At 61.7% G+C, this 23,660-nt stretch carries 20 protein-coding genes and 1 pseudogene; 14 read left to right on the top strand and 7 right to left on the bottom strand.

The genetic code is table 11. The features are described 5' to 3' along the window. Positions 1-126 precede the first annotated feature (126 nt). The 3 genes and pseudogenes from hisD (at position 127) to HX851_RS45505 (ending at position 3,700) form a co-directional block, all read left to right on the top strand. Entirely contained in the window at positions 127-1,410 is a 1,284-nt protein-coding gene (gene hisD, locus HX851_RS41775; RefSeq protein ID WP_177056721.1) for a histidinol dehydrogenase, read from the top strand. Continuing rightward, a pseudogene (locus HX851_RS45510) lies at positions 1,295-2,839 on the top strand (methyl-accepting chemotaxis protein); the annotation flags it as partial. The gene hisD and the pseudogene HX851_RS45510, both read left to right, overlap by 116 nt. Before the next feature lie 81 nt (positions 2,840-2,920). Beyond that, on the top strand, positions 2,921-3,700 hold the full coding sequence (locus HX851_RS45505; RefSeq protein ID WP_370590456.1) for a methyl-accepting chemotaxis protein: 780 nt from the start codon (positions 2,921-2,923) through the stop codon (positions 3,698-3,700). Positions 3,701-3,822: 122 nt separating this feature from the next. On the opposite strand, the gene HX851_RS41765 is transcribed toward HX851_RS45505, so the two are convergent. From HX851_RS41765 to HX851_RS41750, 4 genes are all read right to left on the bottom strand, one after another. Then, positions 3,823-4,902, bottom strand: coding sequence for an ABC transporter ATP-binding protein (locus HX851_RS41765; protein ID WP_177063920.1), 1,080 nt, complete (start codon positions 4,900-4,902; stop codon positions 3,823-3,825). A gap of 5 nt (positions 4,903-4,907) precedes the next feature. Then, complete coding sequence (locus tag HX851_RS41760) at positions 4,908-5,699, bottom strand: ABC transporter permease (protein ID WP_177056724.1); 792 nt, start codon at positions 5,697-5,699, stop codon at positions 4,908-4,910. 28 nt (positions 5,700-5,727) lie between these two features. Further along, on the bottom strand, positions 5,728-6,663 hold the full coding sequence (locus tag HX851_RS41755) for an ABC transporter permease (RefSeq protein ID WP_177056725.1): 936 nt from the start codon (positions 6,661-6,663) through the stop codon (positions 5,728-5,730). A 92-nt stretch (positions 6,664-6,755) separates the two neighbouring features. After that, complete coding sequence (locus tag HX851_RS41750) at positions 6,756-7,916, bottom strand: ABC transporter substrate-binding protein (RefSeq protein WP_177056726.1); 1,161 nt, start codon at positions 7,914-7,916, stop codon at positions 6,756-6,758. Positions 7,917-8,492: 576 nt separating this feature from the next. Between HX851_RS41750 and HX851_RS41745 the strand changes: the two genes are divergently transcribed. Beyond that, positions 8,493-9,593: a thiamine pyrophosphate-dependent enzyme gene (locus tag HX851_RS41745; RefSeq protein WP_177063919.1), complete on the top strand. Its 1,101-nt coding sequence runs from the start codon at positions 8,493-8,495 to the stop codon at positions 9,591-9,593. Here HX851_RS41745 and HX851_RS41740 read toward each other — a convergent pair. Continuing rightward, on the bottom strand, positions 9,584-10,450 hold the full coding sequence (locus HX851_RS41740) for a helix-turn-helix transcriptional regulator (RefSeq protein WP_177056728.1): 867 nt from the start codon (positions 10,448-10,450) through the stop codon (positions 9,584-9,586). The genes HX851_RS41745 and HX851_RS41740 overlap by 10 nt on opposite strands. A gap of 304 nt (positions 10,451-10,754) precedes the next feature. Between HX851_RS41740 and HX851_RS41735 the strand changes: the two genes are divergently transcribed. From HX851_RS41735 to pip, 6 genes are all read left to right on the top strand, one after another. Next, positions 10,755-11,786 (top strand): glycoside hydrolase family 3 N-terminal domain-containing protein, encoded by a 1,032-nt coding sequence (locus HX851_RS41735; RefSeq protein WP_177063918.1) that lies wholly within the window; start codon positions 10,755-10,757, stop codon positions 11,784-11,786. Beyond that, positions 11,773-12,777: a glycoside hydrolase family 3 N-terminal domain-containing protein gene (locus tag HX851_RS41730; protein WP_177063917.1), complete on the top strand. Its 1,005-nt coding sequence runs from the start codon at positions 11,773-11,775 to the stop codon at positions 12,775-12,777. The genes HX851_RS41735 and HX851_RS41730 overlap by 14 nt, the downstream gene beginning before the upstream one ends. Positions 12,778-12,786: 9 nt before the next feature. Further along, the gene (locus tag HX851_RS41725; protein ID WP_177056731.1) at positions 12,787-13,668 is read left to right on the top strand and encodes a sugar phosphate isomerase/epimerase family protein; all 882 of its coding nucleotides are present in this window, start codon (positions 12,787-12,789) and stop codon (positions 13,666-13,668) included. A 50-nt stretch (positions 13,669-13,718) separates the two neighbouring features. Beyond that, a complete protein-coding gene (locus HX851_RS41720) occupies positions 13,719-15,305 on the top strand; it encodes a GMC family oxidoreductase (protein WP_177063916.1) in 1,587 nt (528 codons plus the stop codon). A 43-nt stretch (positions 15,306-15,348) separates the two neighbouring features. Beyond that, positions 15,349-16,770, top strand: a complete 1,422-nt coding sequence (locus tag HX851_RS41715; RefSeq protein ID WP_177063915.1) for an amino acid permease — start codon at positions 15,349-15,351, stop codon at positions 16,768-16,770. A 129-nt stretch (positions 16,771-16,899) separates the two neighbouring features. Continuing rightward, on the top strand, positions 16,900-17,844 hold the full coding sequence (gene pip, locus HX851_RS41710) for a prolyl aminopeptidase (protein ID WP_177064091.1): 945 nt from the start codon (positions 16,900-16,902) through the stop codon (positions 17,842-17,844). A gap of 18 nt (positions 17,845-17,862) precedes the next feature. Here the strand turns inward: pip and HX851_RS41705 are convergent, their stop codons facing one another. Continuing rightward, the gene (locus HX851_RS41705; protein WP_177056735.1) at positions 17,863-18,453 is read right to left on the bottom strand and encodes a CGNR zinc finger domain-containing protein; all 591 of its coding nucleotides are present in this window, start codon (positions 18,451-18,453) and stop codon (positions 17,863-17,865) included. Positions 18,454-18,580: 127 nt separating this feature from the next. Between HX851_RS41705 and HX851_RS41700 the strand changes: the two genes are divergently transcribed. The 3 genes from HX851_RS41700 to HX851_RS41690 all read left to right on the top strand — a co-directional run bounded on the left by HX851_RS41700 (position 18,581) and on the right by HX851_RS41690 (position 21,421). Further along, positions 18,581-19,462, top strand: a complete 882-nt coding sequence (locus HX851_RS41700; RefSeq protein WP_177063914.1) for an alpha/beta fold hydrolase — start codon at positions 18,581-18,583, stop codon at positions 19,460-19,462. A 177-nt stretch (positions 19,463-19,639) separates the two neighbouring features. Continuing rightward, on the top strand, positions 19,640-20,311 hold the full coding sequence (locus HX851_RS41695; RefSeq protein WP_177063913.1) for an SDR family oxidoreductase: 672 nt from the start codon (positions 19,640-19,642) through the stop codon (positions 20,309-20,311). A gap of 63 nt (positions 20,312-20,374) precedes the next feature. Beyond that, positions 20,375-21,421: a polysaccharide deacetylase family protein gene (locus HX851_RS41690; protein ID WP_177063912.1), complete on the top strand. Its 1,047-nt coding sequence runs from the start codon at positions 20,375-20,377 to the stop codon at positions 21,419-21,421. A 24-nt stretch (positions 21,422-21,445) separates the two neighbouring features. Here the strand turns inward: HX851_RS41690 and HX851_RS41685 are convergent, their stop codons facing one another. Further along, complete coding sequence (locus HX851_RS41685; RefSeq protein ID WP_177063911.1) at positions 21,446-22,261, bottom strand: AraC family transcriptional regulator; 816 nt, start codon at positions 22,259-22,261, stop codon at positions 21,446-21,448. A gap of 120 nt (positions 22,262-22,381) precedes the next feature. Between HX851_RS41685 and HX851_RS41680 the strand changes: the two genes are divergently transcribed. Further along, positions 22,382-23,569, top strand: coding sequence for an MFS transporter (locus HX851_RS41680; RefSeq protein WP_177063910.1), 1,188 nt, complete (start codon positions 22,382-22,384; stop codon positions 23,567-23,569). The last annotated feature ends 91 nt before the right edge of the window (positions 23,570-23,660 follow it).

The raw sequence follows: 23,660 nt of genomic DNA, 5'->3' as shown, positions 1-23,660 counted from the left end.
GTGCTGCGTCAGGTTGCGTCATCTATGGAGGGGCTGCGAAATTGCCCGGGGCGGGGGGACAGGAAAAGATGGAGGTGAATGCTGAAGGCATTTTGCGTGCCCTCAAGAACCACCTGGAGTCCATTGATGATTCGTTATCTGAAAACAAGTAAACCGGTCGAAGCCCAAGCCGAGATCGCCGCCCAAGTCCGCGATACCGTTGAGCAAATCATCGCCAACGTCGCCCGCAATGGTGACGCCGCGGTGCGTGAGTACTCGCAGAAGTTCGACAAATGGGCGCCTGCGTCCTTTCGGTTGACCGACGAAGAAATCGCGGCGTGCGTGGCGAGTCTGTCCGAGCAGGAAATCGGCGACATCACCTTTGCCCAGGCCCAGGTACGCCGTTTTGCCGAAGTGCAGAAGGCATCCATGCACGATGTGGAAGTCGAAACCCTGCCGGGCGTGATTCTCGGACACCGCAATATTCCGGTGAACTCGGTGGCCTGCTACATCCCGGGCGGTAAATACCCGCTGTTGGCCTCGGCCCATATGAGCGTATTGACCGCCAAGGTGGCGGGTGTGAAACGCGTGGTAGCCGCAGCGCCGCCGTTCGACGGCAAGCCCCATCCGGCCATCGTGACCGCCATGTACCTGGCCGGTGCCGATGAAATCTATTGCGTCGGTGGCGTACAGGCGATTGCCGCGTTTGCCCTGGGCACCGACACCTTCAAGCCCGTGGACATGATTGTCGGTCCGGGTAACGCCTACGTCGCCGAAGCCAAGCGGCAACTGTTCGGCAAGATCGGTATCGACCTGATCGCCGGTCCCACCGAGACCCTGGTGATTGCCGACGACAGCAGCGATGTCGAAATCATCGCCGCCGACCTGCTGGGCCAGGCCGAGCACGGCATCAACTCGCCAGCGGTGTTCCTCACCAACAGCGCCGCACTGGCGGAAAACCTGCCGGCGGAAATCGAACGTCAGTTGACCCTCCTGTCCACTGCACCCGTGGCTTCGGTTGCCTGGCGCGACTATGGCGAGATCATCCTCTGCGACACGGTTGATGAACTGGTGCAGGAGGCCGATCGCATTGCTTCCGAACATGTGCAGGTCATGACCGAGGATCCGTTGTACTTCCTGGCGCATATGACCAACTACGGCGCGCTGTTCCTCGGTGAGCGCACCAACGTCTCCTACGGCGACAAGGTCATCGGCACCAACCACACCCTGCCCACCACTGGCACCGCGCGCTACACCGGTGGTTTGTGGGTCGGCAAATTCATCAAGACCTGCACCTATCAGCGCGTACTGACGGATGAAGCCTCGGTACTGGTGGGCGAGTACTGCTCGCGCTTGTGCGGCATGGAAGGTTTCGCCGGGCACAAGGAACAGGCGGATATCCGCATCCGGCGCTACAAGAAGCCCGTTTGAAGTCTGTCACCCGGTTGTTGCACTTGGCAGGCGGGTAGCGGGAGCAAGGGTCGCCCTCGCTACAGCTGGTCACTCTCACCGGCTTGCCAAGTGTTTACAGGCTCCCCATTTGGGGGGCCTTTTTTTAGGTGCGGGAAAAAACGTTGTTCCAGCTCAATATCAGCGAGGCGATGTGATGGGAACCTGGTCGATCAAAACAAGAATAACCCTGGCGGCGGGTAGTTGCCTGTTCGTGATGGTGCTTTGCCTGGTGGGATTTTCCCTGTATCAGATGCGCGAAACCTCGGCCGTGGTCAGCGACTCCAGTGCCCGTTCGCTGTCCGCGGCTTCGATGCAGTATCTGGAGGCGGCGGCGCAGGTGCAGTCGGCGGGTATCGAGCAGCGGTTTCTCGGCAGCCTGATGTTTACCCGTTCCCTGGCCACCCAGGTGGTGATGATGCGCCGGCAAGCCCGGCAAAATGCGGCGCCTCCCGGGCAACTGCGCAGCGACCTGTACCGCTTGATCCGTGCGCAGGTGGCAACCACACCTGAGATCCTCGGCGTCGGCCTGGCCTTTGAGCCCAACGCGCTGGATGGCGCCGATTCGAGCAGCCTCAACGGGGCTGACTACAGCGGCAATGCCAGTGGACGTTTTGCCCTGTATGTCTCTTCCATGCAGAACTTCGTCCTCGAGGAAAAGGACATGCAGGACAACGATGAAGCGGCAACCGCCTGGTGGAATTGCCCGAAGAGAACCCGCAAGCCCTGCCTGGTGGAGCCCTATACGTTCTTGCTCAACAATGTGCCGACACTGACCTCCAGCATTGCCCTGCCATTGATGGACGGTGGCAAGTCGATCGGTGTGGTCAGTATCGACCTACCGCTGAGCAGCCTCCAGAACATCGCGCAAAAAGCCAGCGCTTCGCTGTTCGAAGGTCAGGGCCAACTGACCTTTGTCAGCGCCGCCGGGGCGATCATGGGCCGTAGCGGCGACCCGGGAGCCCTGGGAAAATCCATCAGGGATATCTACCCGGGACAGGCTGCCGCGTGGTTCGAAGGGGCGAAGGCTGGCAAAACCCTCGCCATCGATGATCCGGACCATGCCAACGTCATACTGGTCCTGCCCTTTGCGCCCATGCCGAATGCCAGCCCCTGGATGACGGTGGTGGAAGTGCCACGCGCCACGCTGATGGCTTCAGTGGCGGTGTTGCAGCAGGTGCTGGAGCGCTCCAATCGAACCGCGGTGCTGATGCAGGTGCTCACCGGATTGGCGGTGACCGTGGCCGGGACGCTGCTGATGCTGGGGCTGGCGGTGAGTGTCACGCGGCCGATCCGCCGGGTCTCGCGCATGCTGGAAAACATCGCCAACGGCGAAGGCGACCTGACCCAGCGCCTGAGTGCCGAACGGCGCGACGAAGTGGGCGTGTTGGCCGGTTGGTTCAATTGCTTTCTCGACAAGCTGCAGCCTGTCATCGTCCAGGTCAGCCAGAACGTATCGGCAACCCGATCCAGTGCTGACCAGGCGTCGTTGATGGCCACCCAGGCCAGCAGCGGCATGCAACAGCAATTGCGCGAAGTCGAGCAGGTCGCGACGGCGGCCCATGAGATGAGCGCGACCTCCCAGGACGTCGCGCGTAACGCATCCCGGGCGGCAACCGCTGCCCGCGCGGGCGATGCCGCCGCAGGTTGCTGTCGAGAGACCATCGAGGAGGCCGCACGGTCCATTCAGTCGCTGGCCAGTCATATGAGCGGGGCCATGCGTGGCGTACACCAACTGGCCGACAGCAGCGAGAAAATCGGCAGCGTGCTCGATGTGATACGCACCATCGCCCAACAGACCAACCTGCTGGCGCTGAACGCGGCGATCGAGGCGGCGCGAGCCGGAGAGACCGGACGCGGCTTTGCCGTGGTGGCCGATGAGGTGCGATACCTGGCCCAGCGCACCCAGGACTCCGTGGGGGAGATCCAGGGTGTTATCGAAAGCCTGCAAAGTGGCACGCGGGAGGTGGTCAGCGCCATGCAGAGCCAGCACCGTCAGGCCGATGCCAGTGCCACCCAGGCACTTGAAGCGGTCGGCGCCCTGGCCCATGTCAGCCAGAGCATCGAGATCATCACCGACATGAACCTGCAGATAGCCAGCGCCGCCGAAGAGCAGAGCGCGGTGACCGAGGAGGTGAACCGCAATGTCTCGGCGATCAGGGACGTGACCGGGGGATTGGTCGAGCAGGCGCACCGGTCGGCGCGGATCAGCCAGTCCCTGAACGACCTGGCGAACCAGCAACAGCGGTTGATGAGCACCTTCAAGGTCTGACATTCGTCGTTTGCCCCTGGCAAAAAAACGCCGGATCATCCCCTTGTGGCAAAGGGGATGATCCGGCGTTGCAACGAGTCTCTGCCGATGTCAGCAGAGACTATTGTTCAAGCCGTTGTCATTCAGGCCGGGATCACCACGAAGCTTTCGGGTTTGCAGGTGAGCGCCACATCCGTGCCCGGCGGCAGGGCGTGGCTGCCGGGAGTGGGCAGTTGCTGGCATTTGAGGTCCAGGGTGCCATCGGCTACCGCGACGCGGTAGATCACCCGGTTGCCGATGAACGAGGTGTCCCTGACCTTTCCGGCAAAGGCGCCGTCGGCCAGCACGGCGCCCAGGGTGGGCTCCAGGCCGATGGTTTCGGGGCGGATCGAGACATTGACCGGGCCGTTGCCCACGTCGCTCTTGGCCGTGTGGGCGTAGCGTCCGAACGGCAGTTCCACATAGCCTTCACGGTTATCGCCCAGGCCGTAGGTGCCATTGATGATATTGGTATCGCCGAAGAACTTCGCGGCGAACAATGTGCGGGGCGACCAGTACATCTCCTGCGGTCCGCCGATCTGTTCGATGCCGCCCTTGTTCAGCAGCACCACGCGGTCCGAGAGGATCATCGCCTCGTCCTGGTCGTGGGTGACATAGACAAAGGTGGTCGAGGTTTCTTCGTGGATCCGCTTGATCTCGTTGAGCATATGGTGGCGAATCTTCAGGTCCAGGGCCGCCAGGGGTTCGTCCAGCAGCAGTACCGCCGGGCGATTCACCAGGGCTCGGGCCAGGGCTACACGTTGCGCCTGGCCGCCGCTGAGCTCGGAGATCCAGCGGTTCTTGAAGCTTTCCAGTTGCACCAGTTCCAGGGCCTTGGTCACTTCCCGCTTGATCTCGTCCTTGGGTTTCTTCTTCAGGCGCAGCCCGAACGCCACGTTGTCGAACACATCGAGGTGGGGGAACAGCGCGTATTTCTGGAACACCATATTCACCGGGCGGTGCTCGGGGGCCAGCGCCGTGGAGTCCTTGCCGTCGATCAGTACCTTGCCGGTGGTCGGCTCTTCGAATCCGGCGATGATGCGCATCAGCGTGGTCTTGCCGCAGCCGCTGGGGCCGAGCAGGGTCAGGATCTCGTTGCGCTTGACCGTCAGGTCGACTTTGCCCAGGGCGGTGAGGTTGCCGTAGCTCTTGGAAATTCCGGTCAGTTCAATACTGTTGGTCATGGCGATTACTCCGCGGTTTCAGCACGTTCAAGTTCAAGGCGGCGACGACGCAAGGTCATGACCAGGCCGGCGATGGCGATGATGGCGATGGTCACGACCAGCATGAACACCGAGGCGGCATTGATGGTGGGACTGACCGCACGACGCATCATCGACAGAATCATGAGGGGCAGCGTGGTGTCGCTGCCGGTGACGAATACGGTGATCAGGAACTCGTCCATCGACAGCGCCACGGCCAGGATCGCCGCGCCGGCGATGGTCGGGCCGATGATCGGCAGCGTCACCAGCCAGAACGCTTTCAGGGGGGATGCACCGAGGTCGCGAGCAGCCTCTTCGAAGGAAAGATCGAAGTACTCCAGACGCGAACGCACCGATTCGACGAAAAACGGAAAGGTGAACAGCGTATGGCCGATGATCACCGTCAGCAGTGAGCGGGGCAGGCCGACCAGCGAGAAGAAGATCACCAGGGCGATGCCCAGGAACAGGCCGGGCAGGGCGATGGGGGCGAAGTTCATGAAGGCGAATACCGCCTTCACGCGTCCTTTCATGCGCATCAGCGCCAGTGCCGAGAAGGTGCCCAGCAGCGTGGTGAGGATGGCCGAGCCGGCGGCGACGATGGCGCTGTTGGTCAGCGCCGTCATGAAGTCCGAACTGTTGAACAGTGCTTCGTACCATTGGGTGGAGAAGCCTTCGAACGGGAACGACAGCGACGCGGATGAGTGAAAGCTGAACAACGCGATAATCGCGATGGGGGCATAGAGGAACAACATGTAGACGTAAGTGAATAGCCGGATCATGACAAGTTACCTTTTTTGTGGGCGGCCATCAGTCGTGGTAGCGCTTGCCGGGCGCCAGGTTTGCCGCCCGCAACACGCCCAGCAGCAGCGCGTACACCAGCATGAACACGATCAGCAGCAGGTAGGCCATTGCAGCACCCAGCGGCCAGTTGCCGACCGAGCGGAACTGGTTGGCGATCACCAGGCCCGTGGTCATCGCATCCCGGCCGCCGAGCAATTGCGGGGTGACGTAGTCACTGGCGGCGAGGACGAACGTGAACATGAACGAACTGACGATGCTCTTGTGCGCCATCGGCATGATCACCCGCCAGAGGATGGTGGCGCCGCCGGCACCCAGGTCGGCGGCGGCTTCCAGGTAATCGCGCTTGATATCCCGCAGTCCCGACACCAGCAACAGCAGGGTAAAGGGCAGCATGATGTGCACCAGGGTCAACACCACCGAGAACTTGCTGAACACCAGCCATTCCAGTGGCTGGTCGATCAGGCCGAAGTGCTGCAGGGTGGAGTTGATCACACCGTTGGTGCCCAGGATCGAACGCCAGGCATAGACCCGTACCAGGTAGCTGGAGAACCACGACACCAGGGCCAGGTACAGCACGGCGTTGGACCGTGTGCGGTACACGATGTAGTAGGCCACCGGCGCACTGATCACCGTCGATAGCAAGGCGGTCCAGAAGCCGTTTTGCAGGGCAATCCACAGCGATTCATAGAACCCGCTGGCATTCAGGGCCCTGGCATAGTTGGCCAGGGTGGCGGCGGGTTCCATGCTGAAGGTCTTGGCGGTCCAGAAGCTGGCGATCAGCAGCAGCGCCGAGGGAATGAGAAAGAACACCACCAGAAAGAGCAGCGGCGGCGATGCCAGCCAATATCCGCTGAGGATTTGCCGGTCGATTTTCACGCGTTTGCCAGCCTTCGTATCCCGGTCGTCCAGGGTGATGGGCTCGCTGTTGTTGACTACGGTCATGATGAGTTGCCTGTGCTTTTTTCGATGACGTGGTGCTTGGGCGAGAAGCGCGTATTCGCGGACACGCGCCCCTCAACGGCCTGCCAAGCGCTCTAGAACGAGCCCTTGAAGTTTGCCCACTGATCGATCCATTCGGCGTAGGTCACGTACTGCTCGGAGCTCAGCGGCGGTTGGCCGTAGAGTTTGGATTTCTCGAAGAAGCTATCCAGGTGTTCGTAGTCGAAGGTGTTTCTCAAGTCGTCGGGAAGCAGGGGAATGGCCTTGGGATTGACCACGCCGGAGAACATGGTGGTTGCCATCTTGGCCTGGGTTTGCGCTTCCAGTGTCTTGTTGATGAATTCCAGGGCCAGGGGGATGTCCTTGGCGGTCTTCGGAATGAACAGGGCATCGCACCAGAGGGCGGCGCCTTCCTGAGGCACGGAGAGGGCGGTGGTGATGCCGCGCTTGGTGGTTTCGCTCGGGGTGTTGGCGGAGGCCGAGAACACCACGTCCACTTCACCCGAGACCAGCAGGGATACGGCGTCGCCCGAAGAGGCGGCAAACACGCGGCACTGATCACGGTAGGGCTTGAGTTTTTCGAAGGCGTCGTTGAACTCGGCATGGGTCAGGTTCGGGTATTTGTCGGCGTAGCCGCCAATGGCCGCGATCAGGGACCAGTTCGAGGTGCCGTCGTCGACGAAGGTCAGCCGGCCCTTGAGTTTCGGGTCCAGCAGATCCTTGTACACCGTCGGCTTGCTCACCTTCTTGGGGTTGTAGACGATGGTGTTCATGCCCCACAGCAACGGGATGCCCCATTGCTTGCCATCCCAGTACCAGCGGCTGCCCTTGTAGAACAGTGGCAGGGTATTGTCGGCCGAGTAGTTGGGGATCTTCGCGGTATCGATGGCCTTGAGCAGGCCCATTTCCTTGTAGATCTTCTCGTAGCCCAGGGCGTACATGGTCAGGTCGAGTTGTACCGGGTCTGTGCCGGCCAGTCGGGCGGTAATGTCGTCCTGGTTGCTGGCATAGCTGGAGCGGACGGTGACGCCGCGCTGCTTGCGCCACTCGGCCAGTTCCGCTTCACCGGTTTCACCTTCCCAACCGAGGATTTCCAGGTGGCCTGTCGTCGCGGCAAAAGCGCTGGGTACGAACGATCCGATATACAAGCCCGCGGCAGAGGCGGCGGCGCCCAGCAGGAACGAGCGCCGTTTCAAACTGATGGAGTTGAGGTCAATGCCGGTCAAACCATAACCCGTCTCTGTTTCTTTTTTCATTTCGAGTTCCTGCCTAGGGTGGTTGTGTGCAAATGTTGAGCGACTTGCAAGGTGAAGGCCCGGCGGCTGTTGCCGGGCGCCTCCTTTTTCATGCAGTCAGTTGGATCGGCAGTGGTATGGCCAGCATTGATTCCATGCGGCTGGGGAGGTGGGTAAGACCTCCACTGGTCCGATTGACTCTTCCTTGGCTGGGCGACGCACGCTTTTCCCGGTTTACAAGGTCAAGGGTTTATGAGGTAAAGCCTTGAAGCGACGCGCCCAGCGCTTGATAGGCTCGGCTTTTTGTTTTCATGGATCGAGTATTGGCCGGGCAGGCAAGGCACTCAATTTCGCAGCCCTTTTAAAAGCGACGCACTCTGACGCATCAAAGTGACCTAATCGGCGCAGGCGGCTCCCCTGAGGATAGTTCTCCCCCGGGCGGGTGGCGGGGCGGATCATTTGCGTCAACCTGCGTCTCTTTTGCGGGGGGTGCGAAATTGAGCCGGGCCCTGGGGGGGCGAATACTCCAGGGGCGATCCTCGGGCGAGGCGCGGTGCATTCGCGCCGAGGCCTGCGCCCGTTCGACTGGAGTGTTCCGTGAAGCTCACTGGTGGCCAGATTGTTGCGAAAGCGTTGAAAGCGAACGGTGTCGACTATGTGGCCGGGATACCGGGCGACGGTTCATGGCTGCTGGTGGAGGCCTTGCTGGCGCCGGGGACGGATATTCCGTTTATCCATGTCATGCAGGAGCACAGCGCGGTGCACCTTGCCGATGGTTACTTTCGCGCGTGCGGGCGCCCCATGGCCGTGGTGCTGGAGGGCGCGCTGGGCATTTCGAAGGCCCTGGGCGCCGTGGCGGCCGCACGCGAGCAGTCTTCGGCGCTGCTGGTGATCAGTGGTGGACGCGGTGAAGCGGTAGATGCGAGCATCACGAAAGAGCAGGTGATGGTGTCGGCGATTGAACAACTGCCCCTGGCCTTGCGCCAGGCGTTCGATACGATGTTCACCGGGCGCGTCGGTCCGGTCAGCCTGGCGATTGAACACCTCGTACAGAGCGCCGTGATCGATGCCAGCCTGCCGCCGGCCACCTTGCGCGCGGAACCTCCGGTGATCCCGCGCAAGACTGCCGTGATGCGCGAAGGTCGGGCGTCGCGTTCGGTTCTGGAAAAGGACGCGCTCCTGGTGGTGGGGGCGGGGCGTATCCAGGCCCGGGTCAGCGCGATGTTTCCGGTTCATTACCCCCACAGTCAGTTGTGCGCCGGCCCCCTGGGTACTCTCGGCTGGGCCGTCCCTGCCGCCATCGGGGCGAAACTTGCCATGCCGGCGCGTCAGGTGGTGTGTGCCGTGGGCAACGGCGATCTGCTGCAGTCGATGCAGGAGATGGCCGTCTGTGTGATGCACAGCATTCCGGTGGTGTTCCTGGTTTTCAACAACAGTGCCGACGGGCCTGTGAACGGCGGGCAAGCCTCGGCTATCGAGCAGCACCGCGCCGGTGAGTTCAATCTGCCGGACGGCAAACCGTACGCCCCGGACTTCGCCGGCATCGCCCGCAACTTTGGCCTTGAGGCCTGGCGGGTCGAACACGCTTCACAACTCACCCCCACGCTTGTCAAGGCGCTGAACAGCAAGGGGCCGTCGTTGGTCGAGGTGATGGTAGTGCGCGGGGGCCACGAAGCGGCCCCGCCACCTCAATCCTGACCGCCCCAGACGATGGTGGCGTTATCGCCGGTCATGTATTCGCGCACCTCCAGGGGAATGGACTGATCGCTGGGCAGCACGACGGTGGCATTGCGCAGGTGATGCTTGCGGATCTTGCCTTTGTCCACGAGCCCCAGGGCCATGCGGGTGGAGAAGGGCTGGCGGAACGAGGACGAAGCCACACCGGTGACCAACCCATAAAGAAAGCGGATCGGCCGGCGATGCTGGGGCGTCAGGATCGAAAAGGTCATCTCGTTGCGCTGCTTGCCTTCGAAGTCGACCATGAACAGGCGGTCGCCCAGCAGCAGGCAAAATCCGTGGTAGGTGAACGAGTAGCCGATCTTGCCGCTGCCGTCGCGCAACGGAAAACGCTCGATGGTGACGTACTGCACCATCGAGTCGGCGCGATACAGGCAGGTCACCGAACGCAGGATCCGGCCCTTGTAGATCGATGAGTTGTGGTAGCGGTAATAGACGCCCAGATAGTCTTCGAGCAAGTCGGCCGACTGCTTGGCCAGCGGCAGGAAATGATTGAATTGTTCCGAGGCACGCAAGTCCGTCGGCAATTCGTTTTCATACCCTTCATAGAACTTCTTGAACTCGGCGGGAGGACGAAAAAGATCTTCCGCTTCCATCATGAAATAGCGACCGATCTTCTGCAGGATCTTCTGTGAAGGAATGTGCTGGCCCACCAGGTATTTATTGAATTGCTGGCGATTGACATCAACTTTGCGGCACATATCCGCAACCGAGCGGCAGGACTCGACGAGCGTGCTCAGGTTCTTTTGCACATTGGCCTGCAAGTCGCTGCGTACCTGCTGGCGCTCGGGGTGCGACGTGGCGGCCGCTAACGACATGGTGGGGGTGTCTCCTCGACTGGGCATGGTTCTCTCGACGGGTCAGCTCGGTTAAGGCGCAAGTTATGAAAGTTATAGCGTGGTTATCGAATAACCTTTTGCTTAACCGGCATAACCTCCTCAAGCATTTGAATGTCCTGGTACTGGATAAAGCATGTTCCATGCCGGCCTGCGCAATTCAAGGCTGGTTGTAGCCGGGTGCTTCAGTTCGCGTCAGGTATCGATTGTGTGCGAAATGGAGAAAGAAAACAGCCCCCGTGATACTCGGTTGCATGCTCTCCCATAACGCCGTCGAGGAAAAACAATGTCAAGCGAACTGCATCGCGCCGCGTATTCGGTACTGCTTCCCGCGTTCGGGGATCTGCAACTGGACGACACTGTGCGCCGTTACCTGAACCGGGGTGGTGTATCCCTGTTGCTGGGGGAAACCCAGGATGAATACGTCGGCCGAGACATGAGCCCGCAGCGCAAGGCCAGCGAATCCCGGGCCGACTTTATCCAGGTCGTGCAAGAGGCCACGGCCCTGGCCGGCGCGCCGCTGCTGATCGCGGTGGATCAGGAGTTGGGTGGTATCGAGCGCCTGCACCAATTGGTGCCCGCCGTTGCTTCCCGGGCACAGCTGCAGGGCCTCAGCGCCCAGGATATCGAGCAACGCTGTTTCGAGATGGCAACCGCGGCCCGCGGCCTGGGTGTCAACCTGTTCCTGGCGCCGATCGTGGATGTGGTCACCGGGGTCAATCCGTGGTTGCTCAATCGACACCTGGGAACCGATCCGGTTGAAGTCAGCCGGGTGTCCTGCGCCTTTATCCGCGGGGTGCAACGCGCGGGTGTCGTCGCCACCGCCAAGCACTTTCCCGGGCACTACGTCACCGAACAGGATCCCGCCATTGCCGAGGCGACCGTGCCGGGGCCGCTGGAATTGCTCCATGACAACCTTGAAGTCTTCAAGACAGTCATCGCCACCGGTGTAAAAGCCGTCATGCCAGGACCGGCCGTATTTCCTGCGATCGATCCTGATCACTCGGCGTCGACCTCGCCCAAGGTCATCGGGGTGCTGCGTGACACCCTCGGCTTCGAGGGCCTGATCATTTCCGATGACCTGGATGCGGTGTCCATTCTGCGGGGCAACAGCATCACCGATACGGCGGTTGCGTCGCTGTTGGCCGGGGCGCATTTGTTGCTGGTCTCCAGCGAGTCGGGACTGGATGCCATTGCCGACGCCATTGTCGCGGCCGTCCATGACGGTGTGCTCGACCGGCAGTGGCTCTTGGACGCTGCCTCCAGGGTTCGCCAACTGGCGATAGCCACTCAGGGGACTGACCATGAGTACCCATGAGCGAAAGGCCTATAGCGTCCTGTTTCCGGTGGTACTGGATCTGCAGATGACGGATGACGTACGCCGGTTTCTCGGCAATGGCGGGCGCAGCCTGTTGTTTGGCGAGACCGCCGAAGAATATGTCAGCGGCAAAATGAGCGCGAGCCGCCTGGAGGCGGAAACCCTGGATGCCTGGCAACGCTTCAGCGGCACCGCCACCGAACTGGGTGGGCCACTGCTGCTGGCGGCCGATGCCGACATCTCTGCCGTTCACCGTCTGCAAGGGATCACCCCGGCGCTGCCTGAACCCGATGCAGCCAGGGCCATGGACAGTAGCGAGTTGGAAGAGACCTGCTTTCAGGTGGCGACAGCGGTGCGCAACGCCGGCGTGAACCTGCTGCTGTCGCCGACCGCCGATGTGCTGGGCGGCCCGAATATCTGGCTGAAGGGCCGCACGCTGTCCGACGATATCCCACAGGCCGCGGCGATGGTGGCGGCCTATGTGCGTGGTGTACGCCGGGCCGGGTTGGCGAGCACGCTGAAGCACTTTCCCGGGCATCCGGTGTTGTTGCGGCAACCGGCGGTAGAGGAGGCGGTGGTCGGCGAATCGATGGCGCAACTGCGGCGTTACTGGCCGACCTTTCAAGCCGGGATCGATGCCGGGGCGGACGCGGTGATGATGGGGCCGGCACGGTTTGCCGCCTGCACGCCACCGGTGTCGGCATCGATTTCAGCCGAGCTGATCGGCTTGCTGCGCCAGGAGCTGGGGTTCAAGGGCCTGGTCATGACTATCGACCTGGACCACCGCTCCGTCATCGGACATTCGTCCCTCGGCGAAGTGGCCGTGGCGGCGTTGCGGGCCGGAGCGGATCTGCTGCTGATTTCCGCCAGGGCGATGCCGCAGATCGCGCAGGTCGTGCAGGCGATTGTCGCGGCCATCGCTGATGGCTCTTTGCCGCAGGAGCGCCTGGATGCCGCGGCGCTGGCAGTTTCCACCTTGGCTGAACGGTAGGAGTCTCATATGACAACCCCAAACAATATCCTGGTCCTGCATTCCACCGTCGCAAAACAGTCGACCCTGGCGATGGATATCGACATTGCAAAGACGGTGGGTTTCGACGCGCTGGAAATTAACAGCGGCAAACTGGAAGCGTATCTGCAGGCCGGTTATGCCGAATCGCAGCTTCAGGAAACACTCAAGCACGTGCGGGTTCCCGGTATCGGTTATCTGCGCGATATCGAGCGCCAGGGCGCCGAGCGTGATGATCTGTTGAAGGAAGCGGAGCGGTTGTTTCATCTGGCCAACCTGGCGGGTGCCAAGGGGGTGCAAGTGCTCACCGGCCCGATCAACGTGCAGGCGGTGCTTGATTTCCAGCGGTTTGGCAAGAGCGCTCATTACTCGGGGCTGCTGGGTTTCGATCAGGCCGAACAGTACGCGTTGACCGCGAAAAACCTCGCCGCCCTGGCCGACCTGGCCCAGCAATATGACCTGCTGCTTTACCTCGAGGCCTTGTCCTGGACTCCCCTCAACAGCCTGCAGCACCAGTTGCAACTGATCGATCGCACCGAGCGCAGCAACGTGCGGATGGTGATCGACTACTGGCATTGCTTTACCTCCGGCGTCACCCCCGATGACATCGCCGGGATGAACAAGGACGTGATCTACGGCGTGCATGTCTGTGACTCGTTGCCCTTCGCCGGTGGTGTTCCCAATGAAGAGCTGCTGAGGGACGTTCCCACGGGCGGTGGCGTGCTGGATCTGGTCGAGTGGACCGCAGCGGTAAAAGCCACCGGTTACGTCGGCTGGTGGAGTTGTGAGTTGTTCTGCAAAAAACAACAGCAACAGAACAGCTACGAAGTCGCCCGGGAACTTAAGGCGCTTCTGACCCGGCTGGTGGGTTGATCGATCAGGCTTCAACAATCGGTTCAATACTAAAAAGATCTGAGGTCGTCATGGTGGATTTCATCGTAATCGGGGGCGGCTCCACGGGCTGCACGGTCGCATCGCGTCTGAGCGAGGACGCGGCGGCGTCCGTTGTGCTTTTCGAGGAGGGGCCTCGCGATCGCAGCCCCTACATCCATATTCCCGGCGCCTACTACAAAACCGCCCAGGGGCCGTTGCTCAAACGCTATGCCTGGGAGCCTACCGAGGACCAGCAGCGCAGCGAAACGCCGACCATGGTCCAGGCCAGCGTGCTGGGTGGGGGCAGCTCGGTCAATGCCATGATCTACATCCGTGGCGTGCCCGCCGACTACGATGGCTGGGCAGAGCAGGGGGCCGTCGGCTGGTCCTACAACGAGGTGCTGCCGTACTTCAAGAAGGCCGAGGACAACGAGCGTTTCTGCAACGACGTGCACGGTGTCGGCGGGCCGCTGGGGGTGTCCGATCCGATCAATATCCATCCCCTGACCAAAGTCTGGCTGCGGGCCTGCCAGCAGTACGGCCTGCCCTACAACGAAGATTTCAATTCGGGCACGCCCCAGGGCTGCGGGTTGTACCAGATCACCGCCAGGAACGGTTGGCGCAGCAGTGCGGCGGTGGCATACCTGGCGCCGGCCAGGCAGCGCAAGAATCTCACGGTCAAGACCGGTTGCCGGGTGATCCGTATCCTGATGCAGGGCAACAAGGCCACCGGCGTCGAGTACCTGGAAAAGGGTGTGCGCCAGGTGATGCATGCCGACAAGGAGATCATCCTGTCGTCCGGTGCCATCAACTCACCGCGCCTGTTGATGCTGTCCGGGATCGGTCCCGCGGCGCAGTTGCAAGCGCATGGCATCAAGGTGGTCAAGGATCTGCCGGGCGTGGGGCAGAACCTGCAGGACCATATCGAGATCTCGCTGGTCTATGAACTGACCGGGCCTCACAGCTACGACAAGTACAAGAAGCCGTTCTGGAAAATGCTCGCGGGGTTGCAGTACGCGCTGTTCCGGCAGGGCCCGGCGGCCTCCAACCTGATTGAAGGCGGCGCCTTCTGGTGGGGCGACAAGGCGGCCAGTCATCCCGATATCCAGTACTTCATGGTGGTGGGTGCCGGCATCGAGGAAGGGGTGGATTCCGTCCCCGGAGGCAACGGCTGCACTCTCAACCTGGGGCAGATACGGCCACGGTCCAGGGGATATGTCGGGCTGTATTCGGCTGATCCGATGTCGCCACCGCGTATCGTGCCCAACTATTTCTGCGACCCCTACGACATCGAAAGCCTGGTGGATGGCTGCCTGGTGGGCGACGAGATCATGGCCCAGGCGGCTTTCAAACCCTATGTGGCCAGGCGTCATGTGCCGGACGCCGGCATCCGTTCGCGCGAAGCCATGAGGCAGTTCTGCCATCAGCAAGCCCACGCCGCGTTGCACCCTTCGGGGACCTGCCGCATGGGAGTGGACGAGCTTGCCGTGGTCGGGCCCGATCTCAGGGTGCATGGCATTGATGGGCTGCGGGTAGCCGATGCGTCGATCATGCCGACGCTGATCTCCGGCAACCCCAACTCGGTGTGCATCATGATCGGCGAAAAAGTCGCCGACATGATCAGAAGTGCCCACTAGGGCCTTTGGCAGTGTGAATTCACCCTTACAAGGAGCGCAGTCGATGCACGATCCAAACAACAAGGTTTCACCCTACGGCGCATTATCCAAAGGCCTCAACAGCCGTCAGATCACCATGATTTCCATCGGCGGGGTGATCGGCGCGGGTTTCTTCGTCGGCTCGGCCAGCGCCATTTCGGCGGCGGGCCCGGCGGTGCTGGTGTCGTTTGCAATCGCCGCGGTGCTGGTGATTCTGGTGATGGGCATGCTCGGTGAGCTGGCCACCGCCAACCCGGACACGGGCTCGTTCTCCACCTACGCGCAGCAAGCCATGGGGCGCTGGGCCGGGTTTTCCATCGGCTGGCTGTACTGGTGGTTCTACGTGCTGGTCATCCCGCTGGAGGCCATCGTTGCCTCGGACATTCTCGGCGGTTGGCTGGGTGTGCCGTCGATACTGGTGGGGACCTTGCTGATCTGCGTGCTGACCGCCACCAACGTGCTCAGCGTGAAGAACTTCGGGGCCCTGGAATACTGGCTGTCGTTATTCAAGATCGTCACCATCCTGGGCTTTATTGCCCTGGGTACTGCCGCGGTATTTGGCTGGTTGCCCGGTGGCCATGCCCGTGGCGTGCAGCATTTGTGGGCCGACGGCGGCTTTGCGCCCACGGGCATCGCCGGCATTGCCTCGGCGCTGGTGCTGGCCCTGTTCAGTTTCACCGGCATGGAGATCGTCACCATTGCCGCCGCCGAGTCGGAAGACCCGCGCAGGAACATCCGCAAGGCGATTCGCTCGGTGGTGTGGCGCATGGTGATCTTCTACTTCGGTTCGATCTTCCTGATCGTCAGCCTGGTGGCCTGGAATTCCCCGGCGCTGGCCAACGGCTCGTTCCAGTCTGCCCTGGAGGCGATGAACATTTCCGGCGCCGCCGCTATCGTCCAGACCGTGATCCTGGTGGGTGTCGCCAGCACCTTGAACTCGGCGATCTTTACCGCCTCGCGCATGGGTTATTCCCTGGCCACCCGCCGGGACGCCCCCAGATCCTGGGGGCGGACCACCACCAATGGTGTACCGCGAGTGGCGATCCTGTATTCCAGCGCAGCGTCGCTGCTATTGCTGGTGGCCAACTACACCTTGCCGCAAACCGTGCTGGTGCCGCTGATTGCGACCATCGGCACCATTGCATTGGTGATGTACCTGGTCATCGCGATCAGCCAGGTGATCCTGCGCAAGCGCGCCATGGCCCGAGGTGAAAGCCTGTTGGTGAAAATGCCGTTGTTCCCGGCGCTGTCCTATTTCACCATCTTCGCCATTGTCGCGTTCCTGGGGTTGATGGCCGTGGTGCCCGGACATCAGATGGAACTGTTGGTGTCGGCGCTGCTCTCGGCGTCGCTGGTGGCGATCGGTGCCTGGCTGCAGTACCGCGACAAGCGCTCGACCGGCTCGACCTCGGGCGCCCATCAAGGCAATGCACCGCTGGCGGGCTGACGGGCTGCTAAAGTGCCTGGCATGGCTTTATCGACGGCCAATGGCTCGCGCCGCATTATGATGCAGGCGCAGTCATGGCTGTCGACGTATTGGCCAAGCCATGCTTTCCAGTCCACCACGAGGTTGTCCATGCGTGATTTTTATCCCGACATTACTCCCTACAAAAGCTATCACCTGCCCGTGGATGCCCTGCATCGGCTTTATGTCGAAGAGGTCGGTAACCCTGATGGCCAGCCCGTTGTATTTTTGCATGGCGGTCCGGGAGCCGGTATCGCGCCAACGGCACGGCGGTTTTTCGACCCCGATCGCTACCGGGTGATCCTGTTCGATCAGCGCGGTGCCGGCCAGTCGTTGCCGCCCGCGGAACTGTCCGATAACACGACCTGGCATCTGGTTGCCGATATCGAAGCCCTGCGCGTGCATCTGGGCATTGATCGCTGGATTGTCTTTGGTGGGTCGTGGGGCTCGACCCTGGCGCTGACCTATGCGCAGACGCACCCCGAGCGTGTCACCAGCCTGGTGTTGCGCGGCATTTTCCTGGGGCGGCAGGAGGAAGTGAACTGGTTGAATGAAATGGGCTCCGGTGCCTCCTGGATATTTCCCGAGCGCTGGGCGCGATACCGGGATTTCATCCCCGCGCAGGAGCGCAGCAATATGGTCGAGGCCTACTGGCGTCGGCTCGACAGCCCGGACGCGGCGGTGCGCCTGGAAGCCGCCCAGGCATGGGGGAATTGGGAAGGCGGCATCATGACCTTGCTGCACGAGCCAGAGGGTGCCGGGTTGTTCGAGACACCCGAGATAGCGATCAGCATCGCCCGGGCCGAGACCCATTACTTCCGCAACCGGTTCTTTCTGGAGCCTGGTCAGCTACTCGCTGGCATGGACCGTATCAGGCATATCCCCGCAGTGATCGTGCACGGCCGCTACGATCTCGTGTGCCCGGTGAAGAGCGCCTATGATCTGGCCTGCGCGTGGCCGGAGGCGGAGTTGAGGATCGTACAGGCCGGGCATACCGCCAATGATCCGGAGATAAGGTCTGCGCTGATCGAAGCGATGGATAACCAGCCGATCTGATTCTCAACCTGACGGACTTCAGTCCGCGGCACCCTGACGTCGCTTGCGGAACTCGGCGACCTTATGCCGGTTTCCGCACAGCGCCATGCTGCACCAGCGCCGTTTGTGCGACTTGGTCCGGTCGTAAAACATCAATGAGCACTCCGGGCTTTCACACTTGCGCACCAGCCTGAAATCCCCCTCGGCCAGTAACTCGGCACTGGCATAGGCGAGTTGGCCCAGCCGCCGGGCGACGGCGTCATCCTGATGGAAGCGCTCCAATACAGGGTGCCCCGAAGGGTCCCAGACCAGTTGTGGGACCGCCCGCAGCAGAAAGGCATTCAGTGGCGCGGGGTCGGCGCTACGGTTCTCCCGGCGCGCGCCGATCAGGCTTTCGATGCCGTCGCGCAGCCTGCGCAATTGCGCGAGCAAGCGCCCATCGCCGGCCACCCATTCCGCTGCCAGCCCCAAGCCGACCTGTTCCAGCCAGCGCGCCGCGTCCTCATCGCTGTTGAGCAAATCACGCCGTTTGCCCTCGACCATCATTTGCGTGTTCAGCAGGTCGAGCGCCGGGTGATCCGCCAGGATCAGCGGGGCGGGCAGTTCAGAAGGGAGGGCGGAAGTCGTCATGGGCATGTCCTGAAAATCGTCAATCGAGTGTAACCTATAAAAATAGTTTGACAAGTTACATGGCGGATGCAAAATAAACCTAGGTAACCCGTAAAGCATAAATTAACAGTTACAAAGGAGTTCGATCATGAGCGTGTCCCCCTCTACAAACATCACCTATCGATTCGCCGAAGCCGACGGCATCAGCGTGTTCTACCGCGAGGCTGGAGCCCCAGATGCGCCGGTACTGCTACTGTTGCACGGGTTTCCCAGTTCGTCGCACCAGTTCCGTGACCTGATCCCGCTGCTGGCTGAAAAGTACCGCCTGATCGCACCGGACCTGCCCGGTTTCGGCTTTACCGAAGTCCCGGCCGAACGCAACTACGTCTACACCTTTGACGCCCTGGGCGAGACCCTCCGCCAGTTTGTCGATGTGCTGGGGCTCAAGCGCTACGCCCTGTATTTCTTCGACTACGGCGCGCCCACGGGTCTGCGTCTGGCACTGGCCTACCCGGAGCGGGTCAGCGCGATCGTTTCGCAGAACGGCAACGCTTATCTGGAGGGGCTGGGCGAGGCCTGGGCACCGATCCGTCAGTATTGGGCCGAGCGCTCCCAGGCGAATGGCCAGGTGATCAACGATGCCGTGCTGAACCTCCCAGGCACTCGCTGGCAATACGTGGAAGGCGTGAGCAACCCCGAGGTCATCGCCCCCGAAGCTTACTACCTGGATGCGCTGTTGCTGGAACGTCCGGGCAACAAGGACATCCAGCTCGACCTGTTCTACGACTACCAGAACAACCTGAAGCTGTACCCGGCGTTCCAGCAGTTCTTCCGCGACACACAGGTACCGACGCTGGCGATCTGGGGCAAGGGCGATCCGTTCTTCATTCCACCAGGCGCCGAGGCCTACAAGCGCGACAACCCGAACGCGGTGGTCGAGTTGCTGGACACCGGTCACTTCGCTCTGGAAACCCATGTGGGGCACATTGCGCAGCGGATCGTTGACGTCCTGGGCGATGCCATCAACTGATGGTTGGCCGCCAATTATTCGGGATTGCCGAAAATCATTTTTGATTTTCAATCAATTATCAAGACAAGGCTAAAAGACTAACTTCCGCCCCTACAAGAGCGGAAGTGGTCGCTGGATTCGACCGCACCGGCATTCACACCCGCGACCTGGCAGGTGCCAGTCGATACGGAGAATCAAATGACCTTCAATGAACACACGCTTTCAATTGTCATCGGCGGTAACAGCGGTATTGGCAAAGCGCTCGCGACGGCGCTGTCCGACCGCCCGGGGCAAGTCAAGGCGGTCAGTCGCAGCAACGGTCTCGATGTGAGCGACAGCGCTTCGGTGGAGCGTTATTTCGCATCGGTCGGAGCCGTCGATCATGTCATCTTCACCGCCGGATCACAGGCCCCCGGTGGCGCCTTGTCGAGCCTTGACCTGCAGGCGGCCAAAGCGGCTTTCGACACCAAGTTCTGGGGCACGCTGGCCGTTGCCAAGGCCGCTGCCGCGTATATCAAGCCCGGTGGAACGCTGACGTTGACCTCCGGTTTTCTGTCCCGCAGGACCGTGCCGGGCACCCTGGTCAAGACCGCGATGAATGCCGCGATCGAGGCGGTGGCAAAAATCCTTGCCGTCGAGTTGGCCCCCATCCGCGTCAACGTGATCAGTCCCGGCCTGACGGACACCGAGGCCTACCAGGGCATGGACCCGAAGGTGCGTGGCGCGATGCTGGAGCAAGCGGCTGCCACGCTGCCGGCTCGCCGTTTCGGCCGTGCCGAAGACATTGCGCAGGGTTTCCTCTTTGTCATCGACAACCCCTTCATCAGCGGTGCAACCATCGATATCGACGGCGGCGCGCTGATCAAGTAGGTCGCTCCATGCCCCGCAGTTGCCTGATGCCAACTGCCGAATACTCCAGGTGAGGTCAGTAACATGGACACAACGAACAATCCGATCGCGGCTGATACCAGCGCTCCGCCCAATCCCCAACGCCGGACATTCCTGGCCCAGGCCGGTGCCGGTGCGGCGGTCCTGGCCGCCGGCTCCCTGCTGGTCGCGGAACATGCCGCCGCCGCCAGCAAGAACCAGCCTGCTTCGGTTACGGCTGGCGCCAGCCGGACCAAAGGACGTTTCTGGCCGGGCGACACCCGCCTGGTGGTATCGATCTCCATGCAGTTCGAAGCCGGCGGGCAGCCGCCAAAAGACACCGACAGCCCGTTTCCCCGGGTGAGTTTCCCTGACAGCGTGCCAGTCGACCTGGCGACCGGGACCTGGTTTGCCTACGGTTATCGCGAAGGCATTCCACGGATGCTCGACCTGTGGGATCGCCACGATGTCAAAGTCACCTGCCACATGATCGGCGATGCGGTGAAACGCAATCCGGCCCTTGCCAGGGACATTGTGGCCCGTGGTCACGAGGCGTCGGGGCATGGTCCGCACTGGAGTTCGCAGTTCGCCATGAGCCGTGATGAGGAACGCATTTTCCTCCAGCAGTCGGCGAGCATGCTGCAGGAGGTGACCGGGCAACCCGTCACGGGTTACAACGCCAACTGGCTACGTCGCGGGCCCAATACCTTGTCGTTGTTGCAGGAGCTTGGCTACGTCTATCACATTGACGATATCAGCCGGGACGAACCCTTTATCGAACAGGTCAATGGCAAGGATTTCGTCGTGGTGCCCTACACCCTGCGCAACAACGACATCCTGTTGATCGAGGGACGCAACTATTCACCCGGGAAATTTCTCGAGCAGGTGAAGCTGGAGTTCGACCAGCTCTACGAGGAGGCCGGCGGCCGGCGGCGGATGATGTCGATCAGTGCCCATGATCGCATCAGTGGTACGCCGCAGATGATCAGGGTCTGGGATGAGTTTCTGCGTTACGCCAAGAGCCATCCCGGTGTCGCGTTCATGCGCAAGGACGCTATCGCCCAGTACACGCTCGACAGTCCCCTGAGTGTCAGGGAAAGCGAAACGATCTGACGTGCTCCTGTCTTTCCATGATCTTCAGCCCCGGTCCAGATAGTCCCGGGGCGACTCGCCGAGTATGCGCTTGAACATGGCCGAGAACGCGCTCGGGCTGGCAAACCCCAGGCTGTCGGCGATGCGATTGATCGGCTCGCCGGCCTCGAGCATGGTCAGGGCCTGGGCCAGGCGCACCTGTTGCACCCACTGGCGGTAAGTGATCCCGGTTTCCTTGATGAAGAGGCGGATCAGGGTGCGGGTACTCGCCCCGACCACCTCGGACCATTGCTCGATGGTCCGGGTCATGGCCGGGGACTCGAGGATCTGCTGGCAGATCGAGACCAGGCGACGGTCCTGTGGCCAGGGAATTTCCAACGGTACGGTGCGCGAGTGTTCGAGCTTGTGCAGGATCAGCGCGACCACGCTTCGGTTGTGCAGATCGTCCGGATAGACCATGGGCTGGTCGGCCAGCGCCAGTATCAGCTCGCGTAACAGCGTATCGACCTCGATCACCTTGACCCGCGTACCAAATTGCCCGGCCTGGCTGCGCTCGATGTAGATCGTGCGCATCCGCGTGTCGGTGAGCATGGCCTGGTCGTGCACGATCCCCGCCGGAATCCACAACCCTCGCTGCGGCGGAATGGACCAGATGCCATTGTCGCTGGCTACCCGCATCAAACCTTCGCTGGCGTAGAGAAACTGCCCCCGCGGATGGCTGTGTGGTGCGTTGTAGCTGCCCGCCTTCTGGTCCCGGGAGAAGGCGGTGATCGGCCGTGGCACGTCCTGATAGTCGTTGTAGTCGTCGCTTTTGCCGTGGCTTTTCAAGGTGTCACTTTGGCGACGAATCTTGGCATTCATGAAAAACCGTCCGGGTCTGTGTCGACCTTAGTATTTGCCACAGAAATGAATTCAGCGATAGAGACCCGGGGGTATCAAGTGTCAGTAGCAGTCAGTCAGAAAGCGAAGGCCGTTGCATCGATGGCGGGCCTTGGCCTATTCATCATGGCGCTGGCGTTGCGACCGGGGATTGTCTCGGTCGGCCCGCTGGTGCATGCCATTCAGGCCGAGTTTGACATGCGCCACGCCGAGGCGGCGTTGCTCACCGCGATACCGGATGTGTGCATGGGGTTCTTCGCGATTTTTGTCCCGGGCGTTGGCCGGCGTTTCGGCAATGATCGGGTGATTCTGTTTTCCCTGGCGTTGCTCGGGCTGGCGCTGGTGCTGCGTGCCTTGGCGGGTTCGTCGACCAGCCTTCTGCTGTCGACGTTCCTGGTGGGCATCGGTGTCGCAATCTCGGGGCCGCTGATCGGCGGTTGGATCAAGAGCCACTTTGCGAGCAAGGCCGCGTTGCTGATGGGGATCTATGCCGCAGGACTCGGTGTCGGCGCGACTATGGCGGCGGTCGGCAGCGAGTATGTCGCGCTCGCCGACGGTGGCTGGCGCCTGGCGGCGGGTGTCTGGGCAATCCTCTGTGTATTCGCCATTGTCAGCTGGCAACGCCTGGCCTCGGTCTTTCCTTCCCGGTCCCACGCAGGGCCCGCGTCGACAGCCATCATCAGTCAAGCTCCGGCACGCACGGGGCGGGCCTGGCTGATCGCGGTGTACTTCGGCTTGAGCCAGTTCGTGTGCTACGCCTGCTTTGCCTGGGTGGGCGAGAGCAGTCGGGAGCTGGCGATCAATACCCTGGGCCCTGGCATCAACCTGGGCATCTTCACCGCCGTTGTCGCCGCCAGCAGCTTTTTCTCGGGAATCGTGACCCGCAGCACGGCGGATCGGCGCGGATGGCTGACCGGGGCAGCGGTGTTGTCGGCGGTCGGTGCGGCACTGCTGTGGTTGTCACCCCATGCGTTGGGGGTGATACCGGTGGTGGCTATCGCGTTGGGGCAGGGCACGTGTTTCGCCCTGGCCATGACCCTGCCGCTGGACAACACCACCTCCCACGAAGAGGCCAGCCAGTGGACGGCCTTCATGCTGTTTATCGGCTACCTCACAGCCGCCGTGGGGCCGTTTGCCTTCGGCTTTCTGCGCGACCGCACGGGAACGTTCGAGGCCTCTTATGGACTGCTCGTGGCGGCCTCCCTGGCGTTGCTGCTCCTGACGCCCATGCTCAAGCCGCGCCAACATGAGGCGGACAGCGTTCAAGGGGCAGCATTTCGCACTCGGTAGGCAGCGGGCGCTTTACCCGAGCCCCTCATACATTCCTGATGAGCCGCAGGTCAGTTTTGCTCAATAGGCTTGCACGGGTATCTGCGCCATG

Origin of the sequence: Pseudomonas gingeri, from assembly GCF_013385635.1 — a bacterium.
Taxonomy (GTDB): Bacteria; Pseudomonadota; Gammaproteobacteria; order Pseudomonadales; family Pseudomonadaceae; genus Aquipseudomonas; species Aquipseudomonas gingeri_A.
This window is presented reverse-complemented; position numbering and strand designations above follow the sequence as displayed.

Excerpts from the sequence above, each read along its gene's own strand:
- HX851_RS41765 (WP_177063920.1), bottom strand. The coding sequence starts at position 4,902 with ATGACCAACAGTATTGAACTGACCGGAATTTCCAAGAGCTACGGCAAC.
- HX851_RS41755 (WP_177056725.1), bottom strand. The coding sequence starts at position 6,663 with ATGACCGTAGTCAACAACAGCGAGCCCATCACCCTGGACGACCGGGAT.
- HX851_RS41720 (WP_177063916.1), top strand. The coding sequence starts at position 13,719 with ATGGTGGATTTCATCGTAATCGGGGGCGGCTCCACGGGCTGCACGGTC.
- HX851_RS41760 (WP_177056724.1), bottom strand. The coding sequence starts at position 5,699 with ATGATCCGGCTATTCACTTACGTCTACATGTTGTTCCTCTATGCCCCC.
- HX851_RS41750 (WP_177056726.1), bottom strand. The coding sequence starts at position 7,916 with ATGAAAAAAGAAACAGAGACGGGTTATGGTTTGACCGGCATTGACCTC.
- HX851_RS41695 (WP_177063913.1), top strand. The coding sequence starts at position 19,640 with ATGACCTTCAATGAACACACGCTTTCAATTGTCATCGGCGGTAACAGC.
- HX851_RS41735 (WP_177063918.1), top strand. The coding sequence starts at position 10,755 with ATGTCAAGCGAACTGCATCGCGCCGCGTATTCGGTACTGCTTCCCGCG.
- HX851_RS41685 (WP_177063911.1), bottom strand. The coding sequence starts at position 22,261 with ATGAATGCCAAGATTCGTCGCCAAAGTGACACCTTGAAAAGCCACGGC.
- HX851_RS45505 (WP_370590456.1), top strand. The coding sequence starts at position 2,921 with ATGGCCACCCAGGCCAGCAGCGGCATGCAACAGCAATTGCGCGAAGTC.
- HX851_RS41680 (WP_177063910.1), top strand. The coding sequence starts at position 22,382 with ATGGCGGGCCTTGGCCTATTCATCATGGCGCTGGCGTTGCGACCGGGG.
- HX851_RS41705 (WP_177056735.1), bottom strand. The coding sequence starts at position 18,453 with ATGACGACTTCCGCCCTCCCTTCTGAACTGCCCGCCCCGCTGATCCTG.
- HX851_RS41700 (WP_177063914.1), top strand. The coding sequence starts at position 18,581 with ATGAGCGTGTCCCCCTCTACAAACATCACCTATCGATTCGCCGAAGCC.
- HX851_RS41730 (WP_177063917.1), top strand. The coding sequence starts at position 11,773 with ATGAGTACCCATGAGCGAAAGGCCTATAGCGTCCTGTTTCCGGTGGTA.
- hisD (WP_177056721.1), top strand. The coding sequence starts at position 127 with ATGATTCGTTATCTGAAAACAAGTAAACCGGTCGAAGCCCAAGCCGAG.
- HX851_RS41715 (WP_177063915.1), top strand. The coding sequence starts at position 15,349 with ATGCACGATCCAAACAACAAGGTTTCACCCTACGGCGCATTATCCAAA.
- pip (WP_177064091.1), top strand. The coding sequence starts at position 16,900 with ATGCGTGATTTTTATCCCGACATTACTCCCTACAAAAGCTATCACCTG.
- HX851_RS41740 (WP_177056728.1), bottom strand. The coding sequence starts at position 10,450 with ATGTCGTTAGCGGCCGCCACGTCGCACCCCGAGCGCCAGCAGGTACGC.
- HX851_RS41725 (WP_177056731.1), top strand. The coding sequence starts at position 12,787 with ATGACAACCCCAAACAATATCCTGGTCCTGCATTCCACCGTCGCAAAA.
- HX851_RS41690 (WP_177063912.1), top strand. The coding sequence starts at position 20,375 with ATGGACACAACGAACAATCCGATCGCGGCTGATACCAGCGCTCCGCCC.